Consider the following 13,359-nt stretch of genomic DNA (forward strand, 5'->3'; position numbering starts at 1 on the left):
TCAAGGATGATGATCTGATGACACGCATACTGGGAATCGACCCGGGGCTGAATATTTGCGGCTACGGAGTGATCGAGTCGCACGGCAACGGCGCGCGACTGGTGGAGGCGGGGGTGATTCGCACCAAGCCAAAATCGTCGCTCCCCAGCCGGTTGGCCGAACTGCACGAAGGTCTGCTGGAGATCATCGAGTCGCTCCGTCCCGACCGGATGGCTTTGGAGCAATTGTTTTCACATTACGAACGTCCGCGGACCGCGATCTTGATGGGGCACGCTCGCGGGGTCATCTGTTTGAATGCCCAGTTGGCCGGGCTGGAGATCGAACACTACGAGCCGACGCGGGTAAAAAAGTTGCTCACCGGTAACGGCCGCGCGCCAAAATCTCAAATGCAGCTGGCGGTCAAACTGCAGCTTAACTTGGCCACCGAACCTGACCCGCCCGACGTGGCGGATGCTTTGGCGATTGCCCTTTGCGGTCACTATTTTTCTAAATTCGCGGCGATATAACGGCGAGATAACTTTGATCACGAAGATTTCTGGCAAGCTGTTGGCACTCGATGAAGATGCCGCCACACTCGATATTCCACCTTACGAGTATGAGGTGTTGGTGCCCGATTACGTCCGTCGTCAATTGCAACCACAGCTTGGTCAAGTCACCAAGATGTACACCATTGATTTTCTGGAGGGAAACGCCGCCCAGGGTGGGCGTTTGACACCGCGGCTGGTCGGTTTTTTGACCGAGCCGGAGCGTCAGTTTTTTGAGCTGTTTTGCAGCGTCGATGGCGTGGGCGTCAAGAAAGCGTTGCGAGCCATGGTGCGGCCGGTGAAGGAATTGGCCGTCATGATTGAGGAACAAGACTCCAAAGGGCTATCTTCGTTGCCCGGCATCGGACCGGCGACCAGCGAGCGGATTATCGCTAAGCTGCGGAGGAAAATGCCTCGATTTGCCCTGATGGTGGGGCGCGGGGCGGCTGCCGGGACTGGCCCAGAAGACGTTACCAGCTCGGTTGCACGTGATGCTTTCGATGCCCTGCTGGCACTGGGGCACAGCGAATCGGACGCCCGTCAATTGATCGATGAGGCCCTGGAAAGCACGAAAAAATTCAAGGATGTCGAGTCGCTGCTGACGGCCATCTATCAGAAGCGAAAGGGCTAGCGGGGATTGATACTTGGATGCGGATACTTGGATACGCTGGCGGTTCGTGGTATCGTCAGAGGTGCACGAAGTCGTCTCCGCGTGGGTAAGTCGCACGTGAGCAAATGTTTCGGTGAGCAACCGTGAGGGGGTTCGTCGGATGTTTTGCCGCTCGCGCTCCACTCCCCTGCCCCGAATGTTATCGAGCCCCTAATGCGTCGCGCGTTTGCTGTTGGACTAGTTTTATTCGGCCTGTTGTTGATTTTTGCGCCCTTGCTCAGCGGCTGCAGCCGTGGCGAAGGAGGTGGCGAGCGTCAGTTCATCAGCGTGGGCACGGCTCCCGTGGGTGGCGCTTTTTACACGGTGGGTAGCGCGGTTTGCGAAGTCGTCAACGATCAAGATGGCGACGCCAACTGGCGGGTCAGCGCCGAGGCGACCGGCGGATCGATGGAGAACATTCGCTTGCTGACGCAAGGGAAAATGCAATTTGCCATGTCCAATTCGTCGATCACTTATTTTGCTGTTCGTGGCGAGGGTGATTGGGAACAGGCTCATGAGGCGCGGGCCGTGATGACGTTGTTTCCCAACATCGCCATGTTTGTCACGCTGGCTGATTCCGGTCTGGAGGATATCGCCTCGTTGCGTGGCAAACGCGTGTTCCTCGGTCCCGAGGGGGCCGGCTTTGAGTACTTTGTGAATCCGATCTTGCAAGCCCACGGGCTCAGCATTGAAGATATTGAGCCTCGCTACGGCAGCCAACAGAGCGCCGTCGATTTGCTCGGTGATGGGGCTGTCGATGCGGCCATGATTGGGGGCGGGATTCCCAATCCGGCACTGGCCCAAATGGCGCAGGCCAACCCAATTAAATTAATTCCTTACGATGCTGCGGCTCGCGAGAAACTGATTGAGTCGTATTCATTCTTTCAAGCGGCCATGATCCCCGGCGGCACCTACGCCGGCTTGCCCGATGACCAGCCGAGCCTGAATGTCGGTTCGGCCCATTTGATCACGCATGCTAGCGTCGCTGATGACTTGGTCTATGAGTTTACCAAACGCGTTTATGAGAATCGCGAACAGATCGCCGAGCGGCACCGCGCTGCCAAGGGCATCAAGCCAGAAACGGTCGCCAATGATCTGGGTACGGAGTTTCATCCCGGCGCGATTCGTTACTATCAAGAAATGGGGCTGTGGGCTACGGATGATGATACCGAAGCACCGTTGGGTGACGCGGTGAGTGATGAGTGAGATCGATGTTGCGGCACCTGCGGATCGTGGGCTTCGTCGCTGGTTGATTCCCGCTATTTCCGGCGCGTTGTCTATCTACGTGCTGTTGGAAGTCAATTTTTCTCAGCTCTCGCCATTGAAAGGCCTCGCCCTGTTCGCCAGCGCGGGGCTGATTTTATGCTTTCTGCTATTCCCCACCGGCGGTCGCTGGATTGGCCAGACGCTGGCGATGGTAATCGACTGGACGTTGATCCTGTTGACCGTCGTGTGCTGCGGCTATTTGCTGTACAACGGGGCCGAGTTGGGCCAGCGGGCGGGAATTTATGAGACCCGCGATCTGGTCATCGGCGGCATCGGTTTGTTGTTGGTGATCGAAGCCACTCGCCGCTCGATCGGCTGGGCGTTACCAATTCTGGCGCTGTTGTTCGTCATCTATGCCCATCAAAGCGTGGCCCAGCAGTTGCCCGATTGGCTGTTTCCGCACCGTGGACAAGATGTCGGGGATCTGATTGGCCAAACTTATTTGCGAACTGAAGGTGTCTTTGGCACGGCGCTGGGCGTCATGTTTAAGTATGTCTTCTTGTTCGTGTTGTTTGGTTCTTTTTTAGAAGCCAGCGGGGCGACCGGCTATATCATCGCCTTGGCGACACGTCTGTTTGGCAAGAAAGCTGGGGGACCGGCCAAAGTCTCCGTGTTGGCCAGCGGGTTAATGGGTTCACTGTCGGGTAGTGCCGTTGCCAATGCGGCAACGACTGGCACCTTTACGATTCCATTGATGCGGAGCATCGGCTTCCGGCCGCATATTGCCGCGGGGATCGAGGCGGCCGCATCTTCCGGCGGCGCGCTGGTGCCGCCCGTGATGGGCGCGGGTGCTTACATGATGTTGGAGATCATTAATCGCACACCCCCGGTGACTTATTTAGAGATTGTCCAGGCGGCTTTGATTCCGGCGATCCTATATTACCTTTCGATTTTTTTGCTGGTGCATTTTTACGCCAAGCGAATTGATGCGCGGCCCGCTGAGGCGGCTGCGGAGAGTGGCGGAGAGTCGCCTGATACGGATGAGATTTTGGCCGCGATGTCACCCCAGTCGCAAGCTGGCGGGACAGGTAGAGACGGTGCTGTGGAGGGGGCAAGCTCGTACACAAGTGAAGTGGAAGCCGACGCCGCGCCGGCTAAGGTGATCAGTTTGGAAGGGATCACTTTCTTTGGCGCGCTGGGCAGTTTGATGATGTTTCTGCTGGCGGGTAATTCGCCTTTCCGCTCGGTGACATATTCCCTGGCGTTGGTGATGGTGATGATCATCATCAATCCGCGGACGGCAGCCAGTTTCATGCAGCGGGTCGCGGCGTTGTTAGTGTGGGCGATCAGTTCGCTGCTGGCTTGGCAATTGATCGCAGTCGCAGCGACTTGGCCTGATGCCTTGATTTGGGGTATGGCGGCGACGCTGTTAGCGGGCCTGCTGGTGCCAGCTTGGCGCGGGATGATCGTCAATGGTTTTTGCACCTCGGGGCGAGGTGGCGTTCCGTTGATCGTGGCGGCCGCCTGCGTGGGCATCATCATCGGGTTGGTTTCGCGGACCGGGATTGGCACGGGGGTGCCGCAAGCCATTATTCCGTTGGCCGGCAACAGCCTCTTTTTGGCTTTGCTAGCGATCATGGGCTGTTCGATCATTTTGGGTATGGGATTGCCCTCGGCCGTCTCGTATCTGCTGTTGGCGACCGTCATTGGACCGGTCTTTGCCGATCCGGCTTTGGGTGTGCCGATCTTGGCGGCCCACCTGTTCATTTTCTATTTTGGCATGATGGCGATGGTCACGCCGCCCGTAGCCTTGGCCGCTTATGCGACCGCCTCGATAGCCGGTTCGGGTGTGATGCAAACCGGCTTGGCCGCTTTTCGTTTTTCCTTGGTCGGTTTTACCTTGCCCTACATGTTTGTCTATCGTCCGGAGCTGTGTTTGATGTCTGCCGACGGCAGCAGCCCGGCGATCCTCAGCGTGGTGTTAGCCGTGGTGGCCGCCGTGATTGGGATTCTCTCCTTGGCCGCCGGGATGGCAGGTTACCTGCTCAGCCCCCTATCGTGGCCTTGGCGGATCGTGTTATTTGCCGCCGCCGCCTGTTCGCTCTATCCCGATCAAGCCACGCTCGGCCCCACGCAATTTTCGCTGATCGACATCGCCGGTGCGGGGTTGCTGGGGGTAGTCGTTTGCGCCAGTTACTTGAAGAGCAAGCGAACTATCGGTGGCTGATATGCGGCGTCGCGATCGTCGCCAGTTATTGCAGTGTGCCTTTCGAGCAACGCTTGCTGTGAAAGCTATTTCGGCTCTGTGTTGATTATTGCAGCCGGTTGGGTGTTGATGGACAATGGGGCGGGATCTCAATATCCCTAACCTGCCCCATCCTTCCTGCCGAAGCCTCGATTGACATGAAACCGCAATATCGTCTTCCTGTTCACATGATTGGCATGACTTGCCTATCCCTTTTGCTCACTCCCTGCGTGTCGGTTGCCCAGGCACCGACGGCGACTGCTTTGTCTTCGACTGATTGGCCGGGGTGGCGTGGGCAACGGCTCGATGGACATGCCGCTGCCGACCAGTCGCCACCTTTGACATGGAGCAAGGAGGAGGGAGTTTTGTGGGCCGTACCGGTGCCGGGACGAGGACATGGTTCACCCACAATCGTGGCGGACTCAATCTATCTGCCCACGGCAGACCGCAGTCGGGAGGTCCAGACGGTGATCTGTTTCGATCGCGAAACGGGCGATCAACGTTGGGAGGCGATCGTGCACCAAGGCGGCATCATGGAGAAGAACGAGAAAGCTTCGCAAGCTTCCTCAACGATCGCCTGTGACGGCCAGCAATTGTTTGTCAATTTTCTCAACGATGGTACGGTCTACACCACATCACTCGCTCTCGATGGCACAAAGTTATGGCAGCGACCGATCAGCAAATATGTGCTCCATCAAGGTTATGGTTCGTCGCCGATTCTGCACCGCAACTTAGTTTTGGTGTCGGCCGATAATAAAGGTGGCGGGGCGATTGTCGGGTTGAATCGTGCTGATGGCAAAGAGGTTTGGCGTCACTCGCGTCCGATGACTCCGAATTATCCTTCACCAATCGTTGTCAAAGCGGCCGGCCGTGAGCAATTGATCATAATCGGCTGCGACTTGGTCACCTCGCTCGATCCCGAGACGGGCAAAGTTTTATGGGAGGTTGCAGGGGCCACGACCGAGTGCGTCACGTCGACCGTTACCGATGGGCAATTGATCTACAGCAGCGGGGGTTACCCGCGGAATCACTTGGCAGCCATCAAAGCCGACGGCAGCGGCAAGGTTGCTTGGGAGACGGGAGATCGCATCTACGTTCCCTCGATGTTGATCGATAAGGGATATTTGTACGCGGTGCTGGATGCGGGCGTTGCAGCTTGTTGGGAAGCCGCCACCGGGGCGCCACAATGGAAGGCCAGGCTGGGTGGTAATTTCACAGCGAGCCCTGTGCTGGTGGGGGATCGCATTTACGCCACCAACGAACGCGGCACGACGTTTGTCTTTCGCGCCAGCCCCGAGGGTTTTGAAAAACTAGCTGAGAACCCGTTGGGTGATGACGCCTTCGCCACGCCGACCATCGTTGGAGGTCGCGTCTACGCGAGAATGGGAGTCCGCGAGGGGGATGAGCGCCGCGAGTTTCTGTTCTGCATCGGGCAGTAATGTCGCCTAGCGGCGCAGCGGCGGAGCTTGTGAAGCGGTGGGAACATAGCCGGTCGGCGGTAACGCGGCGGGGGGTAAGCCAGTGGGTGGGCCTACCGCGAGTGGTCGGCTCAAGTCGATCATTTGCTGGGAGCCGTCGGTAGGCATCTCAAACAGGCGGGGATCATCGGCCAGTAGTTGGTTCAGCACGTAATCACCAACTTCGACTTGCAGGGCGAATGGTGGGGCGATGTTTGATTGCAGTTGGATGCGAATGCTGTGAGGCAGCACCACGCCCAGTTCCTCATAGAGCCTGTGATCACCACTGCGAGAGTTTGCCACCAGTTGTCCGCGTGGATCGTAGATGGTTTGCTCGCGAATGAATCCAGCTTGACCGTCGATCAACAAGATGCGTCGATAGGTTCCGCTGGCAGTCGGCATGTCGGAACGAACTTCCAGCGTACCGTCGCCTCGCTGAATGGGACCTTCGGTGACCAATTGGCGATCGAGGTGCACCAATCCCAAGGCTTCGATCAGCCATTTGGGATTCACCGGCAACGGAGCGGTCATCATGTTTTGCTCGTACTCAGCATGATTGGCAAATAACAACATCTGCTGCATGCCTTCTGGGTACCGCAACCAAAATAATTGGTCGTTGCTGCCAACATCCAAACCGCTGCCCATTAAAAATGGGACGCTGGCCCGCAGTCGCAGGTGGTTGGGGCGCTCCATTGCCAACGATGCTTTTAAGCGTGGCAGATTGGTATCGAGCACTTCGATCGTGGTCGAAGTGCTTTGCATTTTTTGAATGCTATCGTTGCGATTGACCGCCGCGATCACTTCATCAAGTTGGGGTGTGGCCGGCAGCACGACGGGCAGCGCGGCGACTTGATCGAGCCGTCGATTTTGGTGGCAGGCCGCACCTCCGGCAACCCACAGCACGCACAACCCCAGCAGCCAACTGGCCAAGCGTTGGCTCGTCCCCCGCCGCTGGCGAGCGGTTGCCGGGGAGCTAGCAGATTTTTGGCTGGCAGATTTTTGGTTGGCAGCTAGTTCGCTCAGTCGGCTTCGCAGTACAGCAGTTCCGCCAGCTGGTCGCTGATCTTGGCCAACTCTTTGGCGCTGATTGGCTGCGGATCGACGTTCACGATCGTCCCGTCGGCTATCACCTCGAGCGCTATTGTCTGTTGGCCTGGCGTCAGATCGTGAGCCGAGGATTGCTCGTTGGCGTCGGCCAGGGACGAGTCGCCCTGGGAAGCAAGCTCTGGTTGTGAATCGAGTTGTCGTAATGCGCGACGCCTGAGTAGCGTAAGCGCCAGCAGATAGCGAACTTGTGGATCGAGCTGCAGCGTTTCGTCGTGTTCGTCGGCAAGGTAGTCGCTGGCCGACTCGCCAGTTGCTGATTCGCCTTCCGGTATTTCTTCCCCCGGCAGTTCTTCCTCGGGTAAGTCTTCCAGTTCGGCCAAGTGAATTTGTGATGCTGGGAGTTGCGGGCAGGCTGAAGGAGGTGGCTCGGATTGTTTCAGCAGGTCGACCAACAGCGCATCGGGAGCCAGTTTCAATTTTCGCTGGCCCGCTTCCGGCATCCTGCTTTTCCACCATCCCACGGTTCCTTCCGGTGGCCCATTCCAGGCCTGGGCGGATATATCAATCCGCACTAAGGAGTCATCTGCTGATTCTGAGACCACCGAGTAGTACCATTCGCCTGGTGCCAGGGGGCGATCGAGCGAATGACAACGGCGTGAACACCGGCTGACTTTATATTCGCTTTGCACGCCCGCACCATCGCTCCTGAGTGATCCGCAAAAGTTGAAAAAAGTCTGTTACCAAATCGAGCTCACCCAGCACAACCCCGCCGGCACTAAAAGCCCACTCAGCTGACTTCGAAGAACCTTGCCGAACCGCCACCGGGGCCGATGTGGATCTTGATTGGTTTGGCGCAGCGGGGGCAATGGCCTTCGTAGGCGGTCGCTTGACGGTTGCGATAGATCCGTGCGTAGACACCGCAGCAGGCAAAGCGGGCGCCCAGAAACGGACGACTCTTTCTGGGCTCTTCGGGAGGTTCCCCGCCATTGGTGAGGTTGAGGCGATTACCGGCCACTTGTCGCGATCTCCTTGAGCAACTTCAGGACCCCCAGGGCTTTGCTGCTCAGTTAGCAAATCGTAGCCATCTGAACAAGACGGGCCAGGAGCCCCGTCTTACGGAAGGCGGTTGGTATCGCGGGCCGGCTGCGGAGAGTTTTCCGCTTCTTCGAGTTCTTCCAGCACGGTCTTCAGTTGGCTGCGAGCACGACTGAGCCGACTCCGCACGGTGCCGATCGAGATGTTGAGGATCTCGGCGATTTGTTCGTAGGCGTGATCTTCCATTTCCCGTAGCACCAGGATGGCACGGTGATCGGGGCTGAGTTGCCCGAGCGCTTTTTGCACCATTTGCACCCGTTCCTGTTGCAATAAACGTTCGTCGGGACCGGCAATTTGATCGACCGGTTCGTCGCCCACCGCTTCGCGCGCTTGATCGAGCGAAGTGGTCGTTTTGCGGCGTCGCATTCGGCTCAGCGCGCTGTTGAAAGCGATCCGATACAGCCAGGTAAAGAATTGGCTGTTGTTTTGAAAGGTGTCGAGTTTAAGGAATGCGCGGACGAAAGCATCCTGGACCACATCTTCAGCTTCGTCGGCAGAGCCCACCACTTGGACCATGGCGGCGTAGAGGCGATCTTGATAGCGAAGCACCAATCCTTCGAACGCAGTCCGGTCGCCGGTGAGGGCAGCCTCGATCAGCTCCGCATCGTCCGCCACTAGAAATCGCCATCCCAGAAACAGTGATCAATTTAGAAAAGGAGTCTCCGGTGAGCCCATCAGGGGCCGCCGGAGTTCCTATTCTAAACTGGATCTCGCCTCTCCGTAGATGGGATTTCACAATTTCTGCGAGCAATCACTACTTTTTGCTCTTCGCCGGCTCGCCATCACCGGATGTTACGGTTTCGACGTCTTGGCGTTTTTGGCCACCGGGGGAGTTAATTTGGATTCGCCGTGGCTGGTGGGCTTTCGCTTTGGGGAGGGAGATGTGCAGCACGCCCTCTTCGTAGGAAGCTTCGATCTTGTCGGAATCAACAAAAGCGGGCAGGATCACGGTGCGAGAAAAGGCCCCCGTGGAACGCTCGATGCGATGGAACTGCTTGCCCTTCTCTTCATGCTTCGACTCCCGCGAGCCGGCGATTGTGAGGCGATCCTCAATCATTTCGACGCGGATGTCTTCGGGCTTCACACCAGGTAAGTCAACCGTCACCTCATAAGACTGCTCCCGTTCGGCAATGTCCAAACTTGGTGCAAAAACGGCATCGGAACCTTCTGGAACGTCGCGCAGGAATCGATCCATGACTTGCTCGAGGTCTGCCATGCCGCCCAAGGTTCGCAAAAAACGGGGGTTGCCTAGTAGCATTCGATTCATCAGTTTGCTCTCCACAGTGAACAGGAAACGAAAACAGTGCGGCGCCGCACAATGCTGGTGATTTTGATTTGCCAAAATGGCAAATTGGCCAGCGAATGGATGCGGGAAGCAACAACTGTGCCAGTTCTTGTGGTCGGCGAATCGGGCTTTTGCTAGTTGAGTTCAGCCGGGCCGTTGCCGAGGTGGCTTTGCAGATAGGAAGCGCGTTCGATATTGCGGTCTACCGTGCCCAACAGACGGCCTCGTAATTTCTGTAAGTGGGCAGGTTGGGTGTGGATGAACAGCTTGTTAATCGTGGTGACCGTCAAGTCGGGGATCAGGCCGAGATTGATCCCCATTCGCACTTTGGAGAGATAGTACATGGTCTCTTCGCTACTGATTTTCTTTGCCGTGCAGAGAATTCCAAAAGCGCGGCTGACGTCATCGTGCAAATCTTGCTCACTCTGTTCGACCAGGAATTGCCGAGCGCGACGTTCGTAATCAATCAAAACCGGGACGACTTCGCTGACTTGCTCGACCAATTCCAGCTCGCTCCTGCCGAGTGTGATTTGGTTGCTGACTTGATAAAAGTCTCCCATGAACTGCGAGCCCTCGCCGTAGAGTCCTCGCACCGTGACGCTGATCTTCTGCAAGCTGCGAAAGACCTTGTCGATTTGGCGGGTGATCACCAAGGCTGGAAGATGCAGCATCACGCTGACTCGCAAGCCAGTGCCGACGTTGGTGGGGCAAGCGGTCAAGTAGCCGTACTTAGGGTGGAAGGCGTAGCTGATTGAGCCTTCCAGTAAATCGTCCAGTCCATCAATCTGTTCCCAAGCCGCTTTGAGGCTGAGCCCGCTGTGCATAACCTGGATCCGCAGATGATCCTCCTCGTTGATCATCACGCTGAACTGTTCGTCAGGGTCGATCGCCACGGCGCGGGGGCCTTCGGAATCGGCCAGCTCGCGACTGACCAATTGGCGTTCCACCAACAGTTGCCGATCGACTTCGCTGAGCCGGGCCACGTCGATATAGCGAACCGATTCCCAGCCTTCGATTTTGTCCATTCGCGAGCGGACGGTCCGCTCGATCGCTTGGCGATCTTCCGTGCTGGCTCGCCGCACAAACGGGTATTCGGCCAAGTTCCGCGCGAGTCGAATCCGGCTGCTGATGACGATGTCCGACTCGGGACCCGTCCCCCGCAACCATTCGCCACAGCGACCGGCCAATTCGTTGAGTTCCCCGTTTGCCTGCACTGCAATTTCCTGATTCTACTGGGCGTCTGGCGTGTCGCGTTCCAATTCTTGCAGCCGATCACGAATTTCGGATGCCCGCTCGTATTTCTCTTGCTCAATCGCTTCTTCCATTTCCCTCCGCAAGCGAATTAATTCAGCTTGGCGATCGGCCGACGGGGCGATCCGTTTAGGACGCTTTCCTCGGTGTTCTTGGGCGTCGTGGATATTCACCAACAGGGGGATCAAATCTTTTTCGAAGACCGTGTAATCATACGGACACCCCAATCGGCCAGCGTTGCGAAAGTCAAAAAAGGTGATTCCGCAGACCGGACACTCTTGCTGATCGAGCTTGGCTAGTTCGTCAGCGGTTTGGCCTAATTTTAATTGTTTCGCCAACACGGTGGCCACCGAAGCGGCTGGTGTGGACGACTCTGGGGAGAGGTAGCTGCGGGCGTGCTCTTCACACAGGTGAAGAATCTGTGGTCCCGATGGCTCTGTTAGCTCGGTGATGTGGAAAGTGGCTGGCTTTTCACAGTGCTGGCACTTCATGGCAGCGCACACCCCAACGCTTGCGGGCAATGACGTGACTGATCAACTGCCCTAAACTAGTGAAAGAAAACAAACTTGCTTTGCCTTCTTTGCAAAGCTTAGCGATTCTATCGGTGCCCCTTGGACTGTCAACCATGCGACCAGCTGACATCGAGGCAGCAAAGGATTAAGTTTGCCACTGTGACTGGACTCCTCGCTTCACTTCCCAGCCCTCGAATATTATGCATCTGCCTGATCCGGAAACTTTCGCCCACGCGGCTAGCCAACACGAATATGTTCCGGTTTATCGGCAGCTGCTGAGCGATTGGCTGACTCCTGTGAGCGCGTTCGAATTGCTCGACGACGGCTCGCCAGCTTGCCTCTTCGAGAGCGTTGTGGGGGGGGAGAAAGTGGGCCGGTTCAGTTTTTTGGCCATTCACCCTGTGATTCGCTATGCCGCTCGTGGCAACCAAGTGCAAATTACTGCGCTTGCCTCGGGTGAGTCGCAACAAGTGACGGTCGACGATCCACTGGATCATTTTCGCCGTTTTTTGAGTCATGATGTTGCCCAGTTTGAGGGCCTGCCCCCCTTTACCGGCGGTGCCGTCGGTTACGCCGGTTACGATGTCGTTCGCTATGTGGAGGCTTTACCTAATTCACCGCAGGATGACCGCGATCTACCCGATTTTGATTTCTCGCTCTACCACACGGTGGTCGCGTTTGACAACGTGACCAAGACGATGACGGTGCTGGCGCTGGCTCGTCCGGCCGATTTCGACTCACCCGCTGCGGCTCGCCAAGCTGCTTGCCAGCGAATTGATCAGGTCGTCGCCCAACTCAGTCAGCCGTTACCAACGCCGTCGATGGCCGATGTCGGAGGTCAACCCCAGCAGCCGCTTGAGATTGAATCGAATTTCACGCGGGCATCGTTCGCCAAAGCGGTGGGGACGTGCATTGATTACATTCGCGCGGGGGATATTTTTCAAGTCGTTCCCAGCCAGCGGTTTCGCGTCAGTTCGACGGCCGCTCCCTTGGAGGTTTATCGCTCCCTGCGGGTTGTTAATCCCAGCCCGTTTATGTTCTTTGTCCGCACTCCCGATTGTGAATTGATCGGATGTTCACCGGAGATTATGTGCCGCGTGGTAGATCGCAGCGTGACGGTCCGCCCCTTGGCGGGAACGCGTCGCCGAGGGGCGAACGAAGCGGAAGATCTCGCCCTCGAGCGAGAGTTGTTGGCCGATCCCAAGGAACGGGCGGAGCATGTGATGCTGGTCGACTTGGGGCGCAACGATGTCGGTCGCGTGGCCCAGTTCGGTTCCGTCGAGCTAACCGAAGTGATGGTGGTCGAGCGATACAGCCACGTGATGCATATCAGCAGCGAAGTGCGGGGGCGTTTGCGGGATGGGCTGGATGCTTTTGATGCGCTCAAGGCCTGTCTGCCGGCGGGGACCGTTTCAGGTGCTCCTAAGGTGCGAGCCATGGAGATCATCGACGAAGTTGAGCCGCATCGCCGGGGCCCTTACGGGGGCGCGGTCGGCTATGTTGACTATCGCGGCAATATGGACACTTGTATCGCACTGCGGACGATGGTCGTGCGGCTGGGGGCCTTCGATGTGCAAGCCGGTTGCGGCGTGGTCGCTGACAGCAACCCGGATGCTGAGTACGAAGAGACGGTGAACAAGGCGCAGGGTTTGATTCGCGCGATTGAGCTTACCCATGCCAGGCTGGGGCTTTAAGGCAGCCGATTAGGTGCGCCACTCGCAGGTAAGTCCGCCAACAAAAACAGCCAGCTAACTGGAGCTGGCTGCGGCGTTGTACCCGGATCGATTACTTGGCGGCAGCTTTAGCTGTCTTGATCAAGTGCGAAAGGCGACTTTTCGTGCGATCGGCAGCGTTCTTGTGGATGATGTTCTTGGAGCCAGCTTGGTCAAGCTTTCGTGCGGCCAAGCGAAATTCCGCATCGGCAAGTTCAAAATCGCCATCTTTGACGGCGGTGCGTACTTTGGAAACCTGAGCCCGCATCTTACTGCGAACCGCTCGGTTACGCATCCGATGAACTTGATTTTGACGGAGGTCTTTTTTAGCGCTAGCTGAATTGGGCATCGCAGAACGGGACGTCAAGAATGTAGG

At 57.2% G+C, this 13,359-nt stretch carries 14 protein-coding genes; 6 read left to right on the plus strand and 8 right to left on the minus strand.

Annotation, left to right across the window (positions count from 1 at the left end):
• Positions 1–17 precede the first annotated feature (17 nt).
• From ruvC to SH139x_RS04235, 5 genes are all read left to right on the plus strand, one after another.
• Complete coding sequence (gene ruvC, locus SH139x_RS04215) at positions 18–506, plus strand: crossover junction endodeoxyribonuclease RuvC (RefSeq protein ID WP_488354038.1); 489 nt, start codon at positions 18–20, stop codon at positions 504–506.
• Positions 507–519: 13 nt separating this feature from the next.
• Positions 520–1,155: a Holliday junction branch migration protein RuvA gene (gene ruvA / locus SH139x_RS04220; RefSeq protein WP_488354039.1), complete on the plus strand. Its 636-nt coding sequence runs from the start codon at positions 520–522 to the stop codon at positions 1,153–1,155.
• Positions 1,156–1,347: 192 nt separating this feature from the next.
• The gene (locus SH139x_RS04225; protein ID WP_488354040.1) at positions 1,348–2,379 is read left to right on the plus strand and encodes a TAXI family TRAP transporter solute-binding subunit; all 1,032 of its coding nucleotides are present in this window, start codon (positions 1,348–1,350) and stop codon (positions 2,377–2,379) included.
• A complete protein-coding gene (locus SH139x_RS04230; RefSeq protein ID WP_488354041.1) occupies positions 2,372–4,606 on the plus strand; it encodes a TRAP transporter permease in 2,235 nt (744 codons plus the stop codon). The genes SH139x_RS04225 and SH139x_RS04230 overlap by 8 nt, the downstream gene beginning before the upstream one ends.
• Positions 4,607–4,782: 176 nt before the next feature.
• On the plus strand, positions 4,783–6,063 hold the full coding sequence (locus SH139x_RS04235; RefSeq protein WP_488354042.1) for an outer membrane protein assembly factor BamB family protein: 1,281 nt from the start codon (positions 4,783–4,785) through the stop codon (positions 6,061–6,063).
• Positions 6,064–6,069: 6 nt separating this feature from the next.
• Here SH139x_RS04235 and SH139x_RS04240 read toward each other — a convergent pair whose 3' ends face one another.
• The 7 genes from SH139x_RS04240 to SH139x_RS04270 form a co-directional block, all read right to left on the minus strand.
• The gene (locus tag SH139x_RS04240) at positions 6,070–7,011 is read right to left on the minus strand and encodes a hypothetical protein (RefSeq protein ID WP_488354043.1); all 942 of its coding nucleotides are present in this window, start codon (positions 7,009–7,011) and stop codon (positions 6,070–6,072) included.
• 89 nt (positions 7,012–7,100) lie between these two features.
• Positions 7,101–7,730 (minus strand): hypothetical protein, encoded by a 630-nt coding sequence (locus tag SH139x_RS04245; RefSeq protein WP_488354044.1) that lies wholly within the window; start codon positions 7,728–7,730, stop codon positions 7,101–7,103.
• 185 nt (positions 7,731–7,915) lie between these two features.
• Positions 7,916–8,143, minus strand: coding sequence for a hypothetical protein (locus SH139x_RS04250; RefSeq protein WP_488354045.1), 228 nt, complete (start codon positions 8,141–8,143; stop codon positions 7,916–7,918).
• Positions 8,144–8,241: 98 nt separating this feature from the next.
• Complete coding sequence (locus tag SH139x_RS04255) at positions 8,242–8,838, minus strand: RNA polymerase sigma factor (RefSeq protein WP_488354046.1); 597 nt, start codon at positions 8,836–8,838, stop codon at positions 8,242–8,244.
• A gap of 139 nt (positions 8,839–8,977) precedes the next feature.
• Positions 8,978–9,490 (minus strand): Hsp20/alpha crystallin family protein, encoded by a 513-nt coding sequence (locus SH139x_RS04260; protein WP_488354047.1) that lies wholly within the window; start codon positions 9,488–9,490, stop codon positions 8,978–8,980.
• Between the two features lie 152 nt (positions 9,491–9,642).
• Entirely contained in the window at positions 9,643–10,722 is a 1,080-nt protein-coding gene (locus SH139x_RS04265) for a protein arginine kinase (protein ID WP_488354048.1), read from the minus strand.
• A 15-nt stretch (positions 10,723–10,737) separates the two neighbouring features.
• On the minus strand, positions 10,738–11,250 hold the full coding sequence (locus SH139x_RS04270; protein ID WP_488354049.1) for a UvrB/UvrC motif-containing protein: 513 nt from the start codon (positions 11,248–11,250) through the stop codon (positions 10,738–10,740).
• Between the two features lie 221 nt (positions 11,251–11,471).
• On the opposite strand from SH139x_RS04270, the gene trpE reads away from it, so the two are divergent.
• A complete protein-coding gene (gene trpE / locus SH139x_RS04275; RefSeq protein WP_488354050.1) occupies positions 11,472–12,965 on the plus strand; it encodes an anthranilate synthase component I in 1,494 nt (497 codons plus the stop codon).
• Between the two features lie 91 nt (positions 12,966–13,056).
• Here trpE and rpsT read toward each other — a convergent pair whose 3' ends face one another.
• On the minus strand, positions 13,057–13,332 hold the full coding sequence (gene rpsT / locus SH139x_RS04280) for a 30S ribosomal protein S20 (protein ID WP_488354051.1): 276 nt from the start codon (positions 13,330–13,332) through the stop codon (positions 13,057–13,059).
• Positions 13,333–13,359: the final 27 nt, after the last annotated feature.

Origin of the sequence: Kothea flammea (assembly GCF_052161645.1) — a bacterium.
In the GTDB taxonomy this organism is placed as follows: domain Bacteria; phylum Planctomycetota; class Planctomycetia; order Pirellulales; family Pirellulaceae; genus Laterigemmans.